Origin of the sequence: Sulfitobacter sp. SK012, from assembly GCF_003352085.1 — a bacterium.
GTDB lineage: Bacteria > Pseudomonadota > Alphaproteobacteria > Rhodobacterales > Rhodobacteraceae > Sulfitobacter.
Genome location: NZ_CP025804.1, coordinates 4613707 through 4635994 on the forward strand (window position 1 = coordinate 4613707; position 22288 = coordinate 4635994).

Below are 22288 nucleotides of genomic sequence, written 5' to 3' on the forward strand. Positions count from 1 at the left end.
GGGGGGTCAAGCCCTTAACGTGCTTAATTCGTGTCCAACCGCTGGATAACGCTGCAAAGCAGCGTTATATGCCCCCAATGGACACTGCAGCACCTACCGAATTGCCCTTTATGAAGATGCATGGGCTTGGAAACGACTTTGTCGTCGTGGATGCGCGTGCTCAAAACGTGCCGCTGCCGGCCGCACTGGTAAAAGGAATCGCTCACCGCCAGTTTGGTATCGGTTTTGACCAGCTTGCTGTAATTTCAAACGGAACAGGTGACGCGCACCTCACGTTCTACAATGCCGATGGATCGACCTCGGCTGCCTGTGGCAATGCAACCCGCTGCATCGCACGGCACTTGATGGACGAAACCGGACAGACGAACCTACTCCTGACAACTGAACGAGGCGATCTGGCTGCAGTGGATGCGGGGGATGGCCTGACATCTATCAACATGGGCCTACCGCAGCTGGCGTGGGCGGACATACCGTTATCACGCGAGATGGATACCCTTTCCCTTCCTATGGATGGCAGCCCTGTTGCGACAGGTATGGGCAATCCGCATTGCACCTTCTTCGTTGATGATGTGAATTCTATCGACCTTGCAGTTTTTGGACCCGTCCATGAGCACCACGTCTTTTATCCGCAGCGCACAAACGTACAGGTGGCGCAGATCTTCGGCACTGACCACATACGCATGCGCGTATGGGAGCGTGGCGTAGGCGTTACGTTGGCTTCAGGCTCCTCTTCCTGTGCGGTGGCCGTCGCAGCGGCGCGGCGTGGCTTGACGGGCCGCAAAGTGCGGCTCGACCTTGATGGTGGCACGTTGACGATTGACTGGCGCGATGACGGAGTTTGGATGACCGGAACGACAATGCACGTGGCATCCGGCGTACTGACGTCCGAATTTATCAAGAGCCTGACATGAGCGCGCCTGTATTCTCGAACCATGGCTGCCGCTTGAATGCCTACGAGCTTGAAGCAATGAAGGAACTTGCGGCGGATGCAGGACTGCAAGACGCCGTAGTGGTCAACACCTGCGCCGTCACAGCGGAGGCCGTGCGCAAAGCCCGTCAAGATATTCGCAAGCTGCGAAAGGCCAATCCAAACGCACGCTTGATCGTTACCGGCTGCGCTGCGCAAACCGAACCAACCACTTTTACTTCCATGCCAGAAGTCGACGCGGTTATTGGCAACACCGAAAAGATGCAGGGTGCCACGTGGAAGGGCCTCGCAGCAGATTTCATTGGTGAAACCGAAGCGGTGCAGGTTGATGACATCATGTCCGTCACTGAGACGGCAGGACATCTAATCGATGGCTTTGGCACCCGCAGCCGCGCCTATGTGCAGGTTCAAAACGGCTGTGACCATCGGTGCACCTTCTGCATCATCCCCTTTGGGCGCGGCAATTCCCGCTCAGTACCGGCTGGCGTTGTCGTGGATCAAATCAAACGGCTGGTGGATAAGGGCTATAACGAAGTTGTGCTGACAGGTGTGGACCTCACAAGTTGGGGTGCGGACTTGCCCGCTGAGCCGAAATTAGGCGATCTGGTGATGCGCATCCTTCGACTGGTGCCTGACCTACCTAGGCTGCGCATCAGTTCCATCGACAGCATTGAGGTGGACGAAAACCTACTGGCGGCCATTGCAACAGAGCCGCGTCTGATGCCGCATCTTCACCTGTCGCTGCAACATGGCGACGATATGATTCTTAAGCGGATGAAGCGCCGCCACTTGCGCGATGATGCGATCCGCTTCGCCCGAGAGGCGCAGCGTCTGCGTCCAGACATGGTCTTTGGTGCGGATATCATCGCCGGATTTCCAACCGAGACTGATGCGATGTTTGAAAATGCTCTCGCGTTGATCGAAGACTGTGACCTCACCTGGCTTCATGTCTTTCCGTATTCGATTCGTACCGGCACACCTGCCGCACGGATGCCACAAGTGAATGGCACTCTGATCAAAGAGCGCGCAGCCAGGCTCCGTGAAGCGGGTGCTGCGCAGGTCAAGAAACATCTCTCCAATCAAGTGGGACGCACGCACGCCGTCTTGATGGAGAGCCCAACCATGGGACGCACGGAACAATTCACGCCTGTGACATTTGACCAACCGCAAGTTGAAGGTCAGATTGTTCCAGTAACCATTCTATCTGCTGGGACCGATTCCCTTATCGGATGAACCCGGCCCAGAAACGCGAAAGTAACTGAACACGTGACCGGAAAATGCACCCTAAGCGATACTGGCTTTCTAGACAGCGCATCATCGGCGTTGCGTAACCTGATGACCGAGCTCGCCGTTCAAAAAGACCTAAAAAAGGGCGAGGTTCTTTTTGAAGAAGGCGAACAGGGCGAGACTCTCTATGCGATGGTCTCAGGCACGCTAGAAGTCAGCGTGATTTCCTCCGACGGCCGCAAATTGAGCCTCCACGTACTGCACCAAGGTGCCGTTTTTGGCGAGATCTGCCTGTTTGATCCCGGCCCCCGCACCGCAACGTTAACTGCACTTGAGCCTACGTCAGTGATGGCCATCCGCAATGCTGACGTGCTGCAGGCACTGCATGAAACTCCCAGTTTGCACATCGACATGATCCAGCTCGCCGGCAAGCGCCTGCGGTGGATGGGATCACAGCTCAGCGAGCAGGTTTTCCTACCACTACCTGCACGGCTTGCACGCAAGATTCTGCATTTGACAGATGCTGGGCTGGTTCAGACGGAGAAACTTGCCATGTCTCAATCAGATTTGGCTGAGTTTGTCGGGGCAAGTCGCGAGGCCGTGTCAAAGACTTTGGCCACATGGAAAGCGGATGGTCTTATAGACCTCAGCCGCGGCGGCCTGCTTCTACGAGATCGGCCATCTTTAGAAAAAATCGCAGATATTGTAGAAAGTTAGTAGCTATGTGATCTCGATCACAGACAGCATGGCCCGGATAGGCGAATGTCAGTACATTACTTCTAACTGGCGCCGGGCACTACCAAACGCAGTATTGATTGCGGATCCCGGCGCAACATAGAACGGCCTAGGGTTAGGTACGCGGGAAAGGTGGCTAAGCCATTCGGAACCGGGGTTTTACCGAAAGGTACATGCCTCCTCGCCCAATTTTTTTAGTTGCCTTGATTCTGTAAGTTTTACCTCTTCCGGTTTTTGGCATATTTATAGCCCCTTCAGTTCCCGAAATCTGAAGGGGTTAATTTTTTGCAAACTTCAACCCAAGCATTTTTGGCGTTCAGCACACCCAATTCATATTCATTTGATTCGGTTTCCGCATTCACGATCCGCGCGGGGCTTTCGGGTTTCTCAAATGCTTGACGTGGCTCCGCATGCATTTTGTTGCCCAGTAATTGATGCGGCCAGACGGGGTGTTTTCATATCCCCAATACTGGCGGTGCAGTTGGCCCTTGCGTCAAGTTAATCCGCAAACGACTTTTATCAAACCTGTCCACAAGATCAGCTCAAAAACAGAAATCGTTCGAGCCACGAACAGGAGTCGTGTTGGATCATGGTTGCCAAAACTAAATGAGAAACTCGGGCTGCCCAGCGCAGGTTTCACCGTCGGCTTGGTCGAGTTCATTCTCGGGCCATTCAAAGCGATTACTATGTGGAAAATATGCTGAAAAACCTGTAATATTTCTTTGTGTTTAGGAGAATTTTAAAAGCGCTTCAATCAAGTCCTCGTCTTGAAGCAGCCGATATTTCCAATGAAATGTCGCGGTTGCTGGTTGAGAAAGGAAACGCTTGTTTGCCAATCCGCGCAACTGAAATCTCAAATCCGACTGTGAAGGCCAACCCAAATACCGTCATGAGGTTTAAGGATGCCAACGGATGCGTGGCATATTCAAGGAGACTGACAGGTCCGGGCGCTGCGGAACGCATCAAGAAGGAGGTTCATGCATTAACCTTGGCACAGGCTCGTCTTACCGGGCATCAAGACTTAAATTCGCCCCGACTTATCGATTTCTCTGTCCAGCAAGGCTACGTCCTAGCCAGTGAGGTGCAGGGCCTCAGTATCCTCTCCAACCAAGAGCCACTGTCGCATATCGAACGCGAAGAATTCGTTCGAAACACTGGCCGATGCCTCGGGCTGTTGCACGATATCTCCGGTGGTGAGGTTGCTCCATTCAATATGAGCACGCGGATAACATTCTTGAAAAACACGACAAAGGAGACGCCGTTTAAGGATGAATACTCTCGTATTGTTGGCCTCCTTGAACAGCTCCACAATCAGGTGCGAGGATCGACTGCTCGATTCGGATTCGTTCATGGTGATGTCAATGTCGGCAATATTCTTATTGATGAGTCCAGTGTTGGAATAATCGATTTTGAGTTTGCACACCAAGGGTGGCAGATGGGTGATGTGGCCTCTTATTTGCTTCGGCTGGAGCTTGTACAAAGTTCAACAGGAAACGGCAGCAAAGATGCTGGCATCTTAAGCAATGATGATCGATTAGCCTTTGCCGCCGGCTACGGTCTGGATCCTGCGGAGCAACCGGAATTCGGCATAATGTTGCTATTTGAAGTTACGAAGATGCTACTCAACGCACCTACCAGCTTAACCAAAGCAAATCGTGGGCGGCAAAAAAGGTTAAAACAAACAGCGGATGCCGTATTGGAAAAGCGAACAACGGACCTTTCGCAGATCATATTCGGCACACAGTGACTGCCTTGGCTCTCGACGCAAAACGCGACCGGGCGCAATTATATGCAGACAACGTCCAATACTCTCTAGTCAGCAAAATGTGTGTGGCGGCGTCCCTCCGGTTTGTCGCACCTCGCAGTACCCAGTAGAGTTGCGTAGAATTTACTCACCGGGGCCAGAGAGTACTCACAGTCCTGCGCTTATCCCTGTTGGCTTTGAACGACTCTCATGAGACCGAAGAGGAGGAAGGCCGCGGATATTGCGCAGGCGATGGAGCGAATGGAATTCCAGAATGCCCAACGCGGCCCGTAGGTCGCGATCCAGTATTGTAGGGTTGCTTCTGCGTCTGGTTCCATACCTGCAAGCGCCTCGTTCATCGGTACATTGAAAAACACCGTGACGCCGAAACAGCCGATTAGGTAAATGATGCCCGAGAGCAAGATCAAGGTGCTGCCAGGGCCGCTCAGAGAGATCGCCGCATAGCCGACGATGAGGAGCGATACACCAGCCATGCCGAGAAACAGGGCCATAAAAATCCAATGAAAGACCTCGCGGTTGATGACCTGCATGGTGGCCGGGCCGCCAGTAATCGCAAGTGAGCGCATGATGAAATCGGAAAACGCGAGGAAGACGCCACCGATTAGAGCATAGGCGAGAGTAGCAATTTGCATAAGCACAAATAAGAACGAGGACATTACGAAGTCTCCAGTAAAGTTGGGTGATGTGACGGGAGGATCAGGCCTCCGCTGAGGGAGCGAGCCTTTATGCTTGGGTGTATGAGGCATCGGCAGTGACAGTCGCTCGGCGACCGAAAGCGGCAAGGCACAGTGTTGCAATCAGGAGCTCGATACACAGTGCGCCGATGATACCGCCCGAAGGCGCGCCATCAACAATCAGCCCAATAATCCTGCCCACTGGAAAGGCGAGGAAAACGGTCAGTGCGGCAACCATGGAAATCTGGCTCCAAGCCTCGCGCACTATGCCAACCAGCATTATGGCTCCGAGTGCGACAAGACCTGCCGCCGGTGCGCGCAGTTCGCTTAGCAAGTTGACGTCATTGCCAAGCGAGATGCCGTAGCTTGCGTAAAATGCGTTCGGCACCCCCAATATGGAGAGGCCGATCCCAAGTGCCGTTACTCCTGAAATGCATAGGGTTACTTTTTGAAATCGCGTGACAGGCATTGGATGTCCTTTCGGTTTTGGGATTGGGGGTGAGGTCAGGCGGCAAGAGGCCATTTATTTGCCCGTGCTGCTGTTGCAGCAAATTCGGCAAAATCACGAGGCGGACGCCCAAGCGCACGTTGCACACCATCACAAAGGTTGGCGTTTCGACCATCCAGTGTTTCGCGTGCAATTCCTGTAAAGACATCGGCAACAAAATCACCGCCCGATTGCACCACGTTGGCGTGGAAGTCCTCGAACGTGATGGGAACATGTTGAATTTTTCGACCAATCGCTTGCGACAGAATATCGGCCATGTCCGCAAAACTTAGGAGGCAGGGGCCCGTGACTTCGTAGAGTTCACCGAAATGATGATCCTGCGTGAGGGCAGCAACCGCGACATCGGCAATATCGTCGATATCAATGATGGGTTCCTTGATCAGTCCTCCGGGCATGGGGAGAACGCCTGAAAGGATTGGATCGCGCAAGTAACCTTCGCTGAAGTTCTGTGCGAACCAAGACGCGCGTATGAGTGTGAAGCCGATGCCGGAATTTCGGACCACGTCTTCTGCTATGCCTGCGTGGTGTTCGCCTCGGCCTGACAATAGCACAAGCCGCTTAACCGCCGCTTCTTTAGCGATTTTGCAAAGCGCTTCGATCTTTTCGACGGCGCCGGGAAAGGCCAGATCGGGGAAATAGGTCACATAAACAGATGAGACACCGTCAAGTGCGGCCTCCCAAGTTTTCGGCGCATCCCAGTCAAACGAGATGGCCGCGCGGCGAGAGCCGAGCCGCACCGCCAATCCCTTGGCTTGCAGGCGAGCGGCAACGCGGGACCCGGTTTTTCCGGTGGCACCGATAACGAGAATTGGCTTGTCGGTCATTGGTCATACTCCTTGGTAAAATGTGATGACCAAGGTGTAGGGGATGCAGTTCATTGCAGTATTGACCGGGGATGCCATTCTTTTGACCGTCATCGCCAAAAGGCAGCTAAGTTTTGGAGTTATCCTTGCGGAAACTGGCGGGCGTGTATCCGACCCACCTTTTGAACGCCCGTGTGAAAGAACTCTGTTCGGAGAAACCGGTAAGGAAGGCGACCTCTGCCAATGAATATCGCGCGTCGCGCAACAGGCCCTCTGCCAGTTCTCTCCGGGTTGCGACCGTCAAGGACTGGAAGCTTAAGCCATGTTCAGACAGGCGGCGATGAAAGGATCTAGCACTCATGCCAAGACCACGAGCAATATTGGTCATCCGAGGTGGCCCTTCGCTTAGAGAACGTGCAATGGCGTCTTTGGTTTTGCCTTCCAGAGTTTCCGATTTGCCGATTTTGTCCAATTCCACATCAAGATGCGAAAGCAAGAAACGGGTGATCCCTTCGTCACCCAGGATGTTGGTTTGCGAGAGTGCTTCGGACGAAACAAGAAGCGCATCGAAATCTGAGTTGAAGTGGACCGGGCAGTCGAAATACGCCTCATGATATTGCAGTGTCGCGGGCGGCGCGTGCCTGAAATGGACTTCATCGGGCGCGAACGGAACCGGACAAACCTGACGGCTGAGTGAAACGGCACTGGCCAAGTTCGCTTCATTGGAAAGCCGCATGCCAAGACGCCGTGGGCCTGAACGGTGCAGGATAAAAAGCGTCCCATGATCCGTTTGGCGCAGTTCGTACTCAACGACATTGGTCCAAAGACGGGCATAGCGCTCCACCCGAGAATATGACCCCATCAGGGTGGGCGCGGCCTTCCACGCGAGGCCTAAGGCCCCATAATCGTCACAGCGCATCGAAGCGCCACCTCGAAGCGGCAACTCAGTAACGTCGGTTTGCTGATTTATGCCCTCCAACACGTCATAATAGACTGTGTCGTGAATCATGACCTTTGGGTCCCAAGGCGCGTCGTAATCAAGACCTGCCAACCCAAGAAGTGCGCGATTATCAATACCCGGCCCTGCCGCATCTACCATCTTGCGGGCAAAAAGAGAGGTGATCATTCCCATGGCAAGATTTTAGAGACGGGCACGTTCATGTCACCCCCAATTCGGAGCCAGCTTCCACTGCATCGCACCACATGCGCCAACAAAGGTTGCTATCCCTACTGCCCAAATGATCCCTCCAGCTGTTGTGATCCATACTCCGGTGATGAGCAGCAATGCCGTCGCAACAACCCAAATCGCATCACCAAGCGCAAAGGCAAGAATGCTCAATCTGTCTGGGTCTGCGCTCAGGCTCTTCCAGACCAGCATCAAGGCATTGATCAAGAGCCCCGCGCCCAAAACCTGCACCAGCAATACGGGCGGGTTGCCCGTGAAATTTGCTGTTGCTGGACCAGCAAAGGCAAAGAGCGCGCCGAAGAATGCGCAGGAAACGGCGTTGGCCCTCAAAACTAGCTTTAGCATTGTAGGGTTCCTCTCATCTTGTTAACCTAGTTTACAAATAGTGGAGAGGTATTTTTATGTCAACTGAGTTAACAAGAAAATCTCCGGTGGCAGGATTCGATTTGCTCGAAAGTCATGCACTTGCGCTCACCCAGGCTACTGAAATTTTCCGGGAACGTATGATCACTTGGTTGCTGTCAAAGCTATTGAATGATGGCTTTGAAGGGCTGAAGGCCAACCAACTGACCTTTCTTGGCTCTTTGGATTGCGGGGCGAATTTCGCTGCTGAGTTGGCACGGACACTTAGGATTTCGCGTCAGGCCGTACATAAAACAGTGCGAGAGTTAGAAACAGCGGGTTGGCTGGCAACACGGCCCGACGAAAAATTGGGCAATCAGCGCATCATCGTTTTTACCGAAGAAGGTGAACGGATGATGTCTCGTGCGCGGGCACATTTTTCGGAACTAGACACGCTGTTGCAACGGGAGTTTGGCGAAGACAAACTGCTCGAGCTTCAGGGACTATTGGGTTTCGACCCCAATAAGCCGTAATAATATCAATGATTTGAAGTCTCAAAATCGAAGCTGGACCGGATAAACAGCGAATTCCGGCTCGACAAGGCTGTCTCAAGCATTTGCCGAAAATGCGCCTACGCCTCGTCAGCGACATGTCTTTAAAAGAGCGCCTGAAAAACCCTGACGAGCAGGACAGTGCATGAGGGGTCGGTGGGGAACCCCATCATAGCTGTAGTCGTCTTGGCATGCTCTTATCCACATTTATCGATGGCTTGGCGAAGTCGGCAAAAATACACTTTGCCAGCGCTGTAGTTAACTCCAATGGCCACTGCGCGCCCTCGCAGCAATCTACCAAACAGTTGACTGATGGCGTTTCATTTTGTTATTCACCCATATGGGTGAACGAATCAAAACAAACGCGCTTAGCGAACTACTTAAGGCTGCAAGTGATCCAACCCGCCGCGCTATTCTGACGCTATTGGCCCAGAATGGCCCCATGCGCGTAACGGACATTCATGCGCAGTTTGAAATGAGCCTCAACTCGATCTCCAAGCACATCAAAATGTTGGAACGCGCGGGTTTGGTCATTCGGCGCACCGATTGGCGTGAGCATCTCATCGAAGTTCAAATGGCTCCGCTTTCGGAGATCGACAGGTGGTTCGCCGACCTGCGCTCAATCTGGGACCTTAGATTAGAAGCACTCGACACATTGATAACAAAAGGAAACAGCAAAGATGAATGATCTAAATTTGACAGTAGAACGCACGATCAATGCCCCCCCAGCAGACGTGTTCAACGCATGGCTAAACCCAGAAATGTTGCGCCAATTTATGATGCCTGCGGCTGGTATGTCTGTGCCAAAAGCATCCAATGAGCCAAAGGAAGGGGGGCGGTTTGAAATTGTTATGCTCGCTGGGGAAAACGAAATTCCGCACGCCGGGACATACCGCGAAATCAGCCCGCATGATCGCATCGTCTTTACATGGGAGAGCCCCTTTTCCGTTGACGATAGCACAGTCACATTAACCTTTACCCCGGCTGACGAGGGGACCCATGTGACGCTCACGCATGTGCGCTTTAGCGATGCTGAAGCCCGTGACAATCACAAAGGCGGCTGGGTCAGTATCCTCGACGCACTCGACGCAACACTTGCTGCATAGATTGGAAAAACAATGGACATCGCACTTATGAATTGGACGGCAATCGTCGTCGGTACCATCGCAGCATTCGGCCTTGGCATGATTTGGTTTAGCCCAATGATGTTCGGCAAAAGTTGGGCAGCAGGAAGCCATAACATACAGCCTCCTGCGTCCCCGCCGATCATGGCAATGGTCATACAGTTTGTCGGCACAGCTCTGCTGGCACTGGTTGTGGGAATTACAGAAACCAATCAAGCGATCATGACTGCGGTCGGTGCCATTTTGGCGGTGACTTTTGTCGTTGCCGGCATGGATTTGTTTAGTCAAAAATCAGGCAAAGCGACTGTGATTGATGCGGGCTACGTTGTGGCTTCGGGTGCCTTGATGATCCTTGCTCAGGGGTTGATCTAGCGACTTGGACCAGTGCGGCAATTTGCAGAAAAGCCTGCTTGGGGGGGTGGGGGACGGAATCCAACGACCCATGGTTTGCAGATATTCTGTCAAGTATGCCAAACAAAGCGACCGCGATTGCAATCGACAAAAACGGTCTGGATTCGGGGATGGACCTATGATCGCCCATCCAGACTTAATGCCGCCACTTCCTTCCAATTTTCCTGCCAGATCACGATGCTATCTTCGAATTGAGGAGTGGACTGGGCACGCTCCAAATTGTTGTTCCTTCCCTCGCCTCGGACAACAATTAGCCCCGCCATGCCTAGATCGGCGTGCGGGATGCAGGTATATCCGTAAAAACTAGGAACGGTGAGGGTCAATGCAACTTCTTTGTCGATGCCAACGGCCCATTCTGTGACCCCTTCAGGAAGCATATTCCAAGATGAAGCTGTAATGTGACCACGGTTCGCTGCACGAAGAATGACGGTGTCGCCGGAGTTTGTCACAACGACTTTTGAACTGAACACCATGTAACGATATTCTTGCGATGGATCGTCGTTCAGCATTTTGATTTCATGTGTCACCTGGGCATTGGAAACCACGGGCAATGCTCCCGGCGCAAAAGCGCCTGCAACGATAAGCCTTAGACTTGGGCGATGAGTAACATTGGGCGTCATTTTCCACATATCAACAGACATTCTGCGGATCAAACGACCCGGATATAACCTGACAGCCCCGTTTTTTGATGCTCAATCACATGGCAATGGAACGCCCAGTCACCGGGGTTGTCGGCCAGCACAGCGATATCGACGATCTCGTCCTTCAACAGAAGCAGCGTGTCAGTAAAATAGGCCGGTATGTGCCGCAAGTTTGAACGGATGGGCTTAAAGACCAATCCATGCAAGTGAATGGGGTGTAGATTGGGGGACTCATTTCGCATCCGCAAAATATAGCTTTGGCCTTGGTGCATGGTAAGAACTGGGCCCGTGCCTTCGACAGCGTCGCCGGGCCATGGGTTCCGGTTGATCGACCAGAAGATATAATCGAACGTCCCACAAAGACCGTTATTTGTGCCGTCGCCCTTTGGTGTCCGCCCAACGACAATCTCCTGAATTATTGCTGCTTCGATGTCTGGCTTCTCAAAGGAGTTACGTGGCAATGGCTGCAAATCATCCTTTGCGCGTTGGAGATCTTGGCCAATTGCCCGCATTTTGGCGACAACAAACGGGGTCCGACCCAAAAGCCCTGTGAACACAACTTCCTGCCCTTCCCTTGCCGGTGCGACAAAGGCAACGTCGACACGTTGCCCCGGCCCCAGCAAAAGCGGTGCTTCAATTGTTGGCCAGAGAATGGCTTCTTCAATAGGATGCCCGTCCCAAGCAATGATTTGCCCCGGCACATCTGGGAATACGAGCTTATGCACCCGGGTGGTATCTGTCCCGCGAAGCGCAATCGGATCAGTCCGCCAGCGGGCACATCGCAAACAGGCTACCGTTGCCAGTTTGCTGTTTGTACATTGCCTAAGGTACCGCCACGCGCCGCGCGCGGTAAAATATGGTAGAACTGATCTATCCTCGGTAAGGCGGAAATCTTTAAGATTGAGCGGAATATCAGCGTCAAATGACAGATCATCTGCTTCTTCGACAATCAGAATACCGGTCAGACCCAAGGCCATTTGTGACATGGTCATGCAATGTGGGTGGTACCAATAGGTCCCTGCATCCGGAGGCGTGAATTCGTACCTGAAAGTTTCGTTTTGGCCGATTGGAAACTGCGTCAAGTAAGGGAATCCATCCATCGCATTTGGCAGCCGGATTCCATGCCAGTGCATCGTCGAGTAATCCTCAAGCCCATTCGTATAGTCAATAATCGCAGGCTTGCCTTGTCTCAAACGAAGGACTCGCGGAAGTGCATTGTCTTCTGATCTCACGAGGCCGCGGGTGACGACTTCGCCAAACGCATAGGATGTCATCCGCGATCGAAGACGAAAGTGTCGATCTGGCTCTGCAAAAAGAGCCTTTGCACCTGCCGTCCCAGCTAGCGCGAGCCCGCCGGCTCCCGCTAATATCTCTCTGCGCTTGAACAACCGCTCTGTCTCGAACAGGCTACGCACTCCAAAGTTGAATTTTACCTGATAGTTTTAATCAAGTATTGGTATCCCACGTGAAAACCGAAAGTCAAAAAGCATTTGGATCGCATAGAGCTCCAAAACCACCCAGCTGACGAAACCTCTCCAGCTTCTAAATGGCCTACAAGATAAGACCAAGTAGCCACGGACACACAACGGGACACCAGACGTTCGGGGCTATTCTCACACAATCCTTGGCTGTGACAGATCACGCCCAAGAACAGCCGTCGCAGCTCAAAATGACACTTCGACCAGAGTTGAAGTAGGCCGCAAAACAAGCGGTGGCGATGGATCAGCGATATTGTGAAAAACTCGAGCAGTTACGCATCATTTTTCACATGGGGGAACGAGAACCATATTACCAAGGTGCTTCTTGGTCATGAATGCTTCTTGAGCGGCAACGATTTCGCTCAAAGGGTATGACGCAGCCAATAGCGGTCGGATTTCGTTGCGTTCGATATATGAGATCACATTTGGGAATACGGGCTCGTCCCAAGCGGTACATCCTATCAGAAGAATGTCTTTAAGGTACATGTCGCGCATATCCAGATTCACGATGGGCCCTGCAATTGCGCCAGAGGACACAAGCCGGCCGCCGCGCTTGAGTACCTTCAACATTTCAGGAAATTTCGGTCCGGCCACATTGTCCACGACGACATCCACGCTTTGTGATCCCAATACGTCCACCAGATTGGCATCACGGCTTAGAACAACATCCGCACCAAGATCTTTCAACTGGGCTACTTTATCCGGACTGGTGATCGCGACAACTTTGGCCCCGCGCCGTTTAGCCAGCTGTAAGGCAGCGGAGCCAACGCCGCCTGAAGCACCTGCGATCAAGACACACTCACCATCCGATACATTGGCACGATGTAGCATGTTCTCAGCCGTTCCATACGCGCAGGGAATGGTGGCTAGTTCTTCGTCAGTCCAGTCACATTGGACCGCAAACACCTCGCTAGCGGGCACGACCAAATACTCTGCAAATGCGCCGTCAAAGTCGGAGGCCATCCAGATGTTATCCATTTTCGCAAAACCATGCGGACGCATGCATGCTCGCACTAGAACGCGGGATCCCAGTTTGTTCGGATCAACCCCCGCCCCAAGTGCAAGAACGCGCCCGCAACAATCCGTGCCTTGGATCAAAGGAAACGGCGTTGTTGCGTTCCAACCGCCGTCGGTAGTTTGCGTACTACTCCCCTTCGATTCATTGGCGGTGCCAGCAGTGTCCGCTGTCACCGACGATGAATACCATCCCAACCTTGTGTTGATTTCAGTGTTGTTCACCCCGGCGGCAAGAACCCGCAGTAACACCTCGCCCGGCCCCGGTTGTGGCGTCGGAACAGCGCGATAGACTAGCTTGTCATAGCCACCGTTGCCCGTAGTGACGACAGCCATCATTTCTGCGGGGATCGTGGCGGCGTTGTTCGTCATTGTAACTGTTTCCCTCTGCGTGACTCGCATTCAAACCAACCGGTTGGTGTCATTTTGGTATTCCAAACCAACATTCTGAAAGGTGAAGGCCTATTGATCAAGCCACATACGATCAGGGTGCACGTCAATCGCTTGAGGCACTTACCCGTCTCTAGTGCTTGGTTGATATGATTGTTGGCAGATCGCGAATACCGCTGAATGACGGTCCCCTCCTTCAAAAGGTCTTTGTGAAGCACCTTCACCGCACTGTACGTTTTATCGGATCTGGCGTTACCAAAGCATTTACCAGAGCACCGAGCGGACTTTGACCCCACGCGGAACGATCGCATATCAAAGACCCTCAACAATGTCGGGCCCACCAACTCAAACGAGTTGGACCGTGCTTCTGTGTCAGTTCACATGCTTAGCTTATTTGGAGATCTTGCCAGATCTAATCTCTGACATAATGTGGTCGACAAACAGGCGTGTCAGCGAGCGCTTCCCTACATTTCTGGGCCAAACTGCATAGACCTCAAAGTCTGGCAAAGCCCAATCTGGAAGCACATCATTTAAGGTCCCATATGGCAGGGTTTCGATCAAAAGACGGGGCACGCGCGCGATACCAACCCCCCGCATTGCCAATGACAAGGCCGCGTCACCCGTGTTGACGCGAATGGATGTCTGCACTTTGACCTGTTGTTTTCTCTTCATGTCGTTCCGATGTCTAAAACTCAGGACGTCTGATTTTGAAGGGACGCCTATCAGTTTGAATTTATTCAGATCACCGGGCGTTTCGATGCGACCCACCTTGGCCAAATATGCAGGTGACGCGCATAACACGTCTTCTGCTGAGGCCAGACGTCGCGCCATCAGGGAGCTATCTTCCAGTTTGCCAGCGCGCAAAGCCAGATCATAACCTTCACTTATGATATCAACGTGCTGGTCGCTGAAATTTAAGTCCAGTTCGACTTCAGGGTACTTTTCAAGAAAGCCCGCGACATCATTCATGAAGTTGCCGTGTTCGAGAATGGCTGGTGTAGCTATTCGTAGTTTACCCTGAGGTCGAAGCTGATCCGTCTGAAGAGCCTCCACCGCTTCAAATCCTGCGTCAGTTATATGCTTGGCATGTTCAAGAACTTTGGCACCTGCATCTGTCAACGTAAGCTTGCGGGTGCTGCGATACAGCAAGGCAACATCAAACCGGTCTTCCAATTTGGAGACATGATGACTGACCACCGATGCCGAAAGACCAAGACGTTCAGCAGCCGCGCGAAAAGAGCCGCATTCCGCGACAGTCGAAAACACAGCGAGGGGGCGTAAAAATTCAAGTATGATTGCGTTACTTTATGAAATTATGAAATCTAATAATCACATATTATGTGACTATCGAAAAGCACCTATTTTGCAATCGTCCACATGATGGAGAGATCGCAATGTTTAAGAAAATACCTAACATTTTGGCAGCTGCATTGCTGCTTACGACGGCCGCTTTCGCTGACGAGGCCCGACCAACCGGAGCCGTTGTCCAGGTTCAAGATCTTGGGGAAATCAAGATCCATTCCTATACTGCGCCTCAAGAGATGTTCGCGATGAGCACGTATATCATCGAGAGTGACAACGCTTTGGTGCTTATTGACGGACAGATGTTCACCCCGTTTGCCAATGATTACCGCGCCTATGCGGATGGGTTGGGAAAGCCGATCGACCGGCTTTTGCTGACACATGGCCACCCGGATCACTATCTTGGGCTTGTTGCCTTTGCAGATGTGCCTTTGTATGCCTTGGCATCGACCATCGAAGAGATTGCTGAAACAGGCGAAGCAACCCGCGTGGCGCGTCGCGAAATGATGGGTGATATCATTCCTGACAGCGTTGTCGTTCCGTCCGAGACACTTGAAGCAGGGTCCGAGGTTATCGACGGCGTGACTTATGAATTCTCTGCTTTGCAAGGCGGAGAGCACGAACCGATGTTGATCACCCGCCTACCCGAACACGGTGTCATTTCAGTTGGTGATACAGCCATGAATAGCATGCACATGTTTCTTGCTGGCAAGCCAGAAACGTGGATCCCGGCCATCGCGGAACTTAGTGCAGATGACAGCTACAATATCGTTCTGCCCGGACATGGTTTGCCCGGCAACCAAGATATGTTTGCAGAGAACACCGCGTATTTGACAAAAGCTAGTGAACTGCTTGGCACTGCAAAAACGGGCCCTGAGTTTCGCGCTGGCATGATCGAGGCCTTTCCCGATTTGGGCGTGCCTGGCGCTATCGACTTCTTCCTGCCCTATCTGTTTCCTAACGGCTGATGCTCAACTTCCTCCCGCCATGCAATCAAAGCAAGGCGGGCACTTGGACTTGCACATGTCCACCTGCTCCTTATATCTTATAATTATAGTCAGGATTAAAAATGGAGTTTCGTATGAGCCTCGCCACCGGAGTAAAGGACGTCGTTCGCAAGGTTACCGGGCGGCAAATGCCTCGTCTTCTTAGGGTTAAATCTGCACGATTTCTTACACCGAATATGATCCGCGTCACGTTTGCTGGGCCAGAGCTGTCGGGTTTTCCCGAAGGCCGCGAGGGTGGTAATTGCAAACTATTGTTACCGGAACCAGACGAGACACATGACGATTTCGAGAAACGTTTGTCTGAGGGTTCAAGCCTAGTCAAACGGACTTACACGGTTCGGCACTACCGGAGCGATGTTCAAGAATTGGATATCGACTTTGTTGCCCATGGTGACAATGGGCCGGCGTCTCGGTGGGCCACGCATGCCAAGCCGGGGGATTTCTTGGGTTTCGCGGGTCCAAGCCAACCAAAAGTGACGGCTTTTCATGCAGATTGGTTTCTTGTCGCAGCGGACCCGTCTGCCCTGCCCATTGCTGCGGCGACGCTTGAGGCGATGCCAAGAAACGCCAAAGGAGTTGCTGTTTTTGAAGTCAATTCCCTTGAAGATACCCAAGATATCGATGCGCCTGAAGGCGTGGAAATGCATTGGCTGGTACATGCGAACCCCTCAATGCCGTCAACACAGCAAGAGGATTTTATCCGCAATATGGATTGGCCGGAAGGACAGGTGCAAACTTGTATTGCCGGAGAGTCCTCTGTGATCCGCAATTTGCGCGCTTTTCTGCATCGGGAAAAGCAACTGCCCCGCAGCGATACCTACATCTCGGGGTATTGGAAAATCGGTCTGGTCGAAGACGAGCATCAGGCGGCCAAGCGGTCCGAAGGATAGAACCAGACGCCCATTGCGACGAATGGGTCTAGACGGCAAACGGTCAAGAATTGCGCCTTGGTTCGCTCTTGCCAATGCCGATCGCCCTTAGGGACGGTCGTGGAGATTGTCGACACCCGGTAAAGACCCGGTGTGTTTAGGCGGCACAATGTGGAAATGGATCATACCCAGAGCACAGGATACGCGAGCGTCATCAACAGCTCTAATGCATCCGCAATGGAATCGGCTCAAGTCACTAGTGAAGGCCAAATATCTTGCGCGCCGTCTCTGAGCCAATTTCAGCGGCCTCATCATCACTCAGGGCACCTAACATTGACTGGGTCACCGCCAGCCAATCAGGCAACCCATTCGCAAGTTCGACCACCGGCCAATCACTGCCCCAAACCATCCGGTTCGCACCGAACGCCGCAAGCGCGTGGTCAAAATACGGCTGGATCACTTCTTGGGTTGCATGTCCAGGCGCACAATAAGCCAACAGTCCTGACAGCTTGCAATAAACATTCGGAAGTGCGGCTAATGCCATCATATCAGCACGCCATAAGTCCATTTTCCCGCCTGCGATATCGGGAACGCCGCAGTGATTGAGGACGATCGTTGTATCAGGGCAAGCGGCTGCAAGGGCCACGCCGTTCTTAAGTTGCTTAGGCAGCATGCACAGATCGAATGTCTTTCCACGCTTGCCCAAGGCCTGAACGTTACGCCGGAACGTCGATGTCGTCGAAAGGTCATCTGGCATGACGTGCAAGATGCGCCGGAACCCGGCCACCCCAAGATCATCACATTCATCCAGCCAATCGGTGAAACCTGCGTCATCCTCTGGCCGACATGAGGCAATCACACCGACAATCCCGCTGCCATCTTGTTTGGCCAGATCGGCAACGTATCGTGCTTCGGCCTTATAATCTGCGTCATCGACACCCGTTTCCATAAAAAGGGTGCCGATCACATTATGGCTCGCGGTCAATTCAATATATCGGGACAGCGGAAACGCTTGGCTAGCCAACGGAGGGATATCTGCCGTCCAGCTGTATCCTGCAACATCTGGGTAGACGAGATGCTGGTGCGTATCGATTAAATTGACCATTTGAACTCTCCTATTCTGGATCAGCGATTGCTTTCTGTTCTTGAGCCCCCAGCCCTTCGATCCCCAAGGCGACAACATCTCCAGGGCGCAGGTATTGCTGAGGCTTTTGGCCCATCCCCACGCCTGGTGGTGTGCCGGTCGAAATCACATCACCCGGGTGCAAAGACATGAATTGGCTCAAGTAACTGACAAGATGCGCAACACCATAGACCATCGTTTTGGTCGACCCGTCCTGCATGGGTTTACCATTCACGGTCAGCCACATTGACAGGTTTTGCGGGTCGGCGACCTCGTCTTTGGTCACCAACCACGGGCCAATCTGGCCGTAATTGTCACAGCTCTTGCCCTTGGTCCATTGGCCTTGGCGCTCAAGTTGGAATGCGCGCTCTGACACATCATTTGTGACTGCATAGCCAGCGACGTAGTCCATCGCGTCCGCTTCGCTGACGTATTTCGCGCGTTTTCCGATGATGACAGCTAACTCGACTTCCCAATCGGTCTTTTCAGAACCGCGCGGTATGATGATCGGATCATTTGGCCCGCAAATGGCACTTGTGGCCTTCATGAACATTACTGGCTCACTTGGCACATCCATCCCAGCTTCGGCAGCATGATCAGCGTAGTTTAATCCAATACAGATGAACTTGCCTGTGCCAGCCACACAAGGCCCGAGACGCGTTTCCGCGGACACCGCAGGCAATGCGCCAAGGTCCGTTTGCGCAATCGCCGCGAGCCCCTCAGCCGACAGCGCGCCGCCTGAAATGTCAGGCACAACACCCGATAGATCGCGGATCACACCATCTACATCAAGAATGCCAGGTTTCTCTGCGCCAGCAGGGCCAAATCGAAGTAGTTTCATTTCGTTCTTCCTTATGTATTCGACCAGCCGCCGTCGATGACGTGGGCTTGACCAGTGGTGTAGGCACTTTCATCAGACGCAAGATAAACGACCAAAGCTGCGATCTCGTCAGGCTTACCAATCCGCCCAATCGGCTGACGTGAAATGAAGGCGGCGAGCGCAGCATCATAGTCGCCCGTGTCGCGCAAGCGTTGCTCCAGCGATGGGCTTTCAACCGTACCCGGACAGATCGCGTTACACCGCACGCCTTGCGTAATAAAATCGGCAGCGATGGACTTCGTCATTCCGATCACAGCCGCTTTTGTCGTGCCATATGCGAACCTGTTGGGGGCCGCGATAATCGACGACGCTGCGGAGGACATATTGATGATTGATCCTCCATTGCTGGTTATCATCATCGGCAAATAGGCCCGGCACATGCGGTACATTGCAGTGACGTTTAGGCCCGTTGAAAAGGCCCATTGGTCTTCATCGCATTCAAGGATGGTACCGTTTGCGACAAAGCCCGCGCAGTTAAACAACACATCCACCGGCCCTGTTACCTCAACCGCCCTCTTGATCGAAGCAGGATCCATGACATCCAAGGTCATTGTTTGCAGCCCTAAGGATCCCAATTCTGACAATGCATCCTCATTGATGTCAGTTGCAATCACAGTGGCCCCTTCGGCTTGCATCGCCAGCGCCGAAGCCCGCCCGATCCCTTGGCCAGCCGCCGTCACAAGGCATGTTTTTCCTGTTAGTCGTCCCATTTTGTTTCCTTTTCTAAACTGGCAAACATGCCGGCCCGATGGGGTCAAAGCTTTTGTAGGTCAGGATGAATTCCTGGTGCCCGAGTTCCTCTGATTTCGTCCGTTGGCCTGCAGCAACCAATTGTGTGAGGTCAAAAATCTCGTTGCCGATGGTATCGAGTGATGCCTCCCCCGAGATGATTTGTCCTGCGTTGATGTCCATGTCCTCATGCAGACGCTCGTACATTTCTGGGTTCGCCGCGACCTTAATAACCGGTGAAATGGCCGACCCTACGACGGATCCACGCCCGGTGACAAAGATCGTCATATGCGCCCCAGAAGCCATCATCTCGACGATCTCGGCATTGTCGGAGATGTTGGGAAAGCCGAACTTGACTGGCCCGTCTGGTACAACGTCCATAAGATATAACCCGCCTTTGGGCGGAATATCCCCCGGCTTAATCAAACCCGATATTGGCGACGCGCCAGATTTGGCATAGGCACCCATCGATTTTTCTTCGATCGTGGTCAGACCACCATCTGCGTTGCCGGACGCAAAGCTGCCGTATCCCAATTCGGCATAGTACATGGCAGCCTTTTCAACAGATGCGCGCAATTCAACGGCCAATTCTGGCGTTGCTGCACGGCTCGACATGATGTCTTCGCAGCCGATCAATTCGCCGGTTTCCTCAAAGATACAGGTTGCTCCCTGCTCGACAAGTTTATCAAAGGCCCGCCCCGTGGCCGGGTTGCCAGAAATGCCGCTTGTGCCATCTGATCCGCCACATACAGTCCCGATGACAAGGTCCGACACGTCCATCGGAACGCGTGGTGTATCAGACAAGGCAGAAATCGCGTTGATTACAAATTCCTTACCTTGGGCAATCGCACTGCGCGTCCCGCCCGTTCTTTGAATAACCAGCGTTTCGACCATCCGGCCACTGTCGCGAACCACTTTTTCAAGCTGGACCCGGTTAAAGCTTTCGCAGCCCAACGAGACCAATAAAACAGCACCGACATTGGGATGTGTGCAAAGCTTTTCCATGATCTTTTGGGCGTATTCATTCGGGAAACAGCCCGGAAAACCGATGACATGGGCGTTTTCGCGGTCAACTAGAGTGATCTCGCGTGCGACATGATGCGCGCACTCCACTAGGTATGCGACGGCCACGACATTCCGAATGCCTTTGCGCCCATCACTGCGCAGATACCCTTGCATGCTCATATTACTTCACCTTCTTCGGACAGCGCATAGGTTGGCGTGTAATCGCTTTTCATATTGTGCAAATGCACATGGTCGCCAATTGCGATTGGTTGCGTCGCAGAGCCAATCGAGACCCCATATTTCAAAACTCTGTCTCCCACATTCATAGGGCAAAGCGCCAGCTTGTGACCCATGCTGACTGCGGTTTTCAGAACGATCTCATCGCCGCAAATAGTGAGGGTCTCGTCTTGGGCAATGGCACAGCGGGCGACCGCAATAGTGTCCTGAGGTGCTAAAATAATTAGACGATTATCAGTCATACCTCAAAGCTCCGCTATTGTGCAGTTGTCGATAAAATCCCAATCCAGCTCAACCCCTAGCCCCGCCGTTTGGGGCAAAGTCGCAATCCCGTTTTGAATGGGCAGGGCCGAAGTAAGTCCGAAATCGAATGTCTCCATCGGCCACAGCACCTCAAAATAACTGTTGTTTTTAACCGCTGCACACAGATGCAGGTTCACCATCTCAAGAGGATGGAAAATGGTCGTGTGCAATTCGCAATTCATATGAAATGCCTCGGCGAGCCGCGCAGTTTTCAGCGCTCCTGTGATCCCGCCTGACCAAGAAACATCTGCGCGCACCGCATCGGTGACACGCCCGGCAATGCACTCGGCTACGGAATAAGGGTGCTTGGCCAGGACTTCTGTCCCAACGACCGGGATATCCAGAACCCGTGTCAATTCACGCATGGCCGAGAAATTCTCATCTGGCATGGGTTCTTCCAACCATGCATATCCCAATGCTTCCAACGCACGCCCAAAGCGTGTCGCTTGTTCGAGCGTATAGGGTGCAACCGGATCTGACATCAGCTTAAAATCTGGGCCAACCGCGTCACGCACTGCTGCGTGGATCGCGATATCCTCTTCTAAATCCCGCCCGGGCGGATGAATTTTATAGGCCTTCATGCCTGCGTCGCGAACAGCTACGGCTTCTTTTGCATAGGCTGTAGCGTCCGCCAGAACCAAAGACGACGCATAAACTGGAACCTGCGCATGCATGCCGCCGATGTAGCGCCACAAAGGTTGCTTTGCGTCTTGGGCCGCCAGAATCCACAAACAGCAATCAACGGGGCCATAGGCGTAGATCGGCAAGTGATGCCACCACCGGTCGGCAACCCGCCAATCGTGCCACATCGCTTCGCGGTCAAGCGCGTGACGTCCCATAACAAACGGCCGTAATGAGGCCGCAGCAAGATGTCCTGCACCCAAAGATGATCGCCCTGCAAACCCAAACATCGACGCTGCCTGCCCGTCATCCGTGCGCAGCGTGTAAACCAAAAACTCAAGGCCCGCGATCTTTTGCCCGTCACGCATTTCAGCGCCGGCAATGACGGCTCCGTCATAGCGACAGCACCGGATATCGAGGGCCGTGATCTTCATC

Annotated in this window: 25 protein-coding genes; 10 read left to right on the forward strand and 15 right to left on the reverse strand. The window is 53.0% G+C overall.

What is annotated here, in order from left to right:
* Positions 1-68 precede the first annotated feature (68 nt).
* The 4 genes from dapF (at position 69) to C1J03_RS22450 (ending at position 4637) form a co-directional block, all read left to right on the forward strand.
* The gene (gene dapF / locus C1J03_RS22435) at positions 69-911 is read left to right on the forward strand and encodes a diaminopimelate epimerase (protein ID WP_114888604.1); all 843 of its coding nucleotides are present in this window, start codon (positions 69-71) and stop codon (positions 909-911) included.
* Positions 908-2161 carry a tRNA (N(6)-L-threonylcarbamoyladenosine(37)-C(2))-methylthiotransferase MtaB gene (gene mtaB / locus C1J03_RS22440; protein ID WP_114888605.1) on the forward strand — a complete coding sequence of 418 codons (1254 nt, stop codon included), beginning with the start codon at positions 908-910 and terminating at the stop codon, positions 2159-2161. The genes dapF and mtaB overlap by 4 nt, the downstream gene beginning before the upstream one ends.
* A gap of 102 nt (positions 2162-2263) precedes the next feature.
* Entirely contained in the window at positions 2264-2872 is a 609-nt protein-coding gene (locus tag C1J03_RS22445) for a Crp/Fnr family transcriptional regulator (protein WP_114888606.1), read from the forward strand.
* A gap of 847 nt (positions 2873-3719) precedes the next feature.
* On the forward strand, positions 3720-4637 hold the full coding sequence (locus C1J03_RS22450; protein WP_162798640.1) for an aminoglycoside phosphotransferase family protein: 918 nt from the start codon (positions 3720-3722) through the stop codon (positions 4635-4637).
* Between the two features lie 179 nt (positions 4638-4816).
* On the opposite strand, the gene C1J03_RS22455 is transcribed toward C1J03_RS22450, so the two are convergent.
* The 5 genes from C1J03_RS22455 to C1J03_RS22475 form a co-directional block, all read right to left on the reverse strand.
* Positions 4817-5311 carry an anthrone oxygenase family protein gene (locus tag C1J03_RS22455; RefSeq protein WP_114888608.1) on the reverse strand — a complete coding sequence of 165 codons (495 nt, stop codon included), beginning with the start codon at positions 5309-5311 and terminating at the stop codon, positions 4817-4819.
* 67 nt (positions 5312-5378) lie between these two features.
* Positions 5379-5798 (reverse strand): DUF4345 domain-containing protein, encoded by a 420-nt coding sequence (locus C1J03_RS22460; RefSeq protein WP_114888609.1) that lies wholly within the window; start codon positions 5796-5798, stop codon positions 5379-5381.
* 35 nt (positions 5799-5833) lie between these two features.
* On the reverse strand, positions 5834-6661 hold the full coding sequence (locus C1J03_RS22465) for an NmrA family NAD(P)-binding protein (protein ID WP_114888610.1): 828 nt from the start codon (positions 6659-6661) through the stop codon (positions 5834-5836).
* 106 nt (positions 6662-6767) lie between these two features.
* Positions 6768-7772, reverse strand: a complete 1005-nt coding sequence (locus C1J03_RS22470; protein ID WP_114888611.1) for an AraC family transcriptional regulator — start codon at positions 7770-7772, stop codon at positions 6768-6770.
* Between the two features lie 30 nt (positions 7773-7802).
* Positions 7803-8171, reverse strand: coding sequence for a hypothetical protein (locus tag C1J03_RS22475; RefSeq protein WP_114888612.1), 369 nt, complete (start codon positions 8169-8171; stop codon positions 7803-7805).
* A gap of 86 nt (positions 8172-8257) precedes the next feature.
* On the opposite strand from C1J03_RS22475, the gene C1J03_RS22480 reads away from it, so the two are divergent.
* The 4 genes from C1J03_RS22480 to C1J03_RS22495 all read left to right on the forward strand — a co-directional run bounded on the left by C1J03_RS22480 (position 8258) and on the right by C1J03_RS22495 (position 10215).
* Positions 8258-8701, forward strand: a complete 444-nt coding sequence (locus C1J03_RS22480; protein WP_162798641.1) for a MarR family winged helix-turn-helix transcriptional regulator — start codon at positions 8258-8260, stop codon at positions 8699-8701.
* A gap of 358 nt (positions 8702-9059) precedes the next feature.
* Positions 9060-9407, forward strand: coding sequence for an ArsR/SmtB family transcription factor (locus tag C1J03_RS22485; protein WP_174234487.1), 348 nt, complete (start codon positions 9060-9062; stop codon positions 9405-9407).
* Positions 9400-9825 (forward strand): SRPBCC family protein, encoded by a 426-nt coding sequence (locus tag C1J03_RS22490; RefSeq protein ID WP_114888614.1) that lies wholly within the window; start codon positions 9400-9402, stop codon positions 9823-9825. The genes C1J03_RS22485 and C1J03_RS22490 overlap by 8 nt, the downstream gene beginning before the upstream one ends.
* 12 nt (positions 9826-9837) lie before the next feature.
* Positions 9838-10215, forward strand: a complete 378-nt coding sequence (locus C1J03_RS22495; protein ID WP_114888615.1) for a DUF1761 domain-containing protein — start codon at positions 9838-9840, stop codon at positions 10213-10215.
* 155 nt (positions 10216-10370) lie between these two features.
* Here C1J03_RS22495 and C1J03_RS22500 read toward each other — a convergent pair whose 3' ends face one another.
* From C1J03_RS22500 to C1J03_RS22515, 4 genes are all read right to left on the reverse strand, one after another.
* Positions 10371-10895: a plastocyanin/azurin family copper-binding protein gene (locus tag C1J03_RS22500; RefSeq protein WP_114888616.1), complete on the reverse strand. Its 525-nt coding sequence runs from the start codon at positions 10893-10895 to the stop codon at positions 10371-10373.
* Between the two features lie 8 nt (positions 10896-10903).
* A complete protein-coding gene (locus C1J03_RS22505) occupies positions 10904-12169 on the reverse strand; it encodes a multicopper oxidase family protein (protein ID WP_254694134.1) in 1266 nt (421 codons plus the stop codon).
* Positions 12170-12652: 483 nt separating this feature from the next.
* Positions 12653-13759, reverse strand: coding sequence for an alcohol dehydrogenase family protein (locus C1J03_RS22510; protein WP_254694135.1), 1107 nt, complete (start codon positions 13757-13759; stop codon positions 12653-12655).
* 408 nt (positions 13760-14167) lie between these two features.
* Positions 14168-15073, reverse strand: a complete 906-nt coding sequence (locus C1J03_RS22515) for a LysR family transcriptional regulator (RefSeq protein WP_368073934.1) — start codon at positions 15071-15073, stop codon at positions 14168-14170.
* A 98-nt stretch (positions 15074-15171) separates the two neighbouring features.
* On the opposite strand from C1J03_RS22515, the gene C1J03_RS22520 reads away from it, so the two are divergent.
* On the forward strand, positions 15172-16047 hold the full coding sequence (locus C1J03_RS22520; protein WP_114888618.1) for an MBL fold metallo-hydrolase: 876 nt from the start codon (positions 15172-15174) through the stop codon (positions 16045-16047).
* Positions 16048-16160: 113 nt separating this feature from the next.
* The gene (locus C1J03_RS22525) at positions 16161-16976 is read left to right on the forward strand and encodes a siderophore-interacting protein (RefSeq protein WP_114888619.1); all 816 of its coding nucleotides are present in this window, start codon (positions 16161-16163) and stop codon (positions 16974-16976) included.
* A 235-nt stretch (positions 16977-17211) separates the two neighbouring features.
* Here the strand turns inward: C1J03_RS22525 and C1J03_RS22530 are convergent, their stop codons facing one another.
* The 6 genes from C1J03_RS22530 to C1J03_RS22555 are packed head-to-tail and all read right to left on the reverse strand — an operon-like array spanning position 17212 to position 22287.
* The gene (locus tag C1J03_RS22530) at positions 17212-18060 is read right to left on the reverse strand and encodes an amidohydrolase family protein (RefSeq protein WP_114888620.1); all 849 of its coding nucleotides are present in this window, start codon (positions 18058-18060) and stop codon (positions 17212-17214) included.
* A 10-nt stretch (positions 18061-18070) separates the two neighbouring features.
* The gene (locus C1J03_RS22535) at positions 18071-18919 is read right to left on the reverse strand and encodes a fumarylacetoacetate hydrolase family protein (RefSeq protein WP_114888621.1); all 849 of its coding nucleotides are present in this window, start codon (positions 18917-18919) and stop codon (positions 18071-18073) included.
* 11 nt (positions 18920-18930) lie between these two features.
* Positions 18931-19668, reverse strand: coding sequence for an SDR family oxidoreductase (locus C1J03_RS22540; RefSeq protein ID WP_114888622.1), 738 nt, complete (start codon positions 19666-19668; stop codon positions 18931-18933).
* 13 nt (positions 19669-19681) lie between these two features.
* Positions 19682-20872 carry a UxaA family hydrolase gene (locus C1J03_RS22545; protein ID WP_216825882.1) on the reverse strand — a complete coding sequence of 397 codons (1191 nt, stop codon included), beginning with the start codon at positions 20870-20872 and terminating at the stop codon, positions 19682-19684.
* On the reverse strand, positions 20869-21171 hold the full coding sequence (locus C1J03_RS22550) for a UxaA family hydrolase (protein WP_114888624.1): 303 nt from the start codon (positions 21169-21171) through the stop codon (positions 20869-20871). The genes C1J03_RS22545 and C1J03_RS22550 overlap by 4 nt, the downstream gene beginning before the upstream one ends.
* A gap of 3 nt (positions 21172-21174) precedes the next feature.
* Entirely contained in the window at positions 21175-22287 is a 1113-nt protein-coding gene (locus C1J03_RS22555; RefSeq protein ID WP_114888625.1) for an enolase C-terminal domain-like protein, read from the reverse strand.
* Position 22288: the final 1 nt, after the last annotated feature.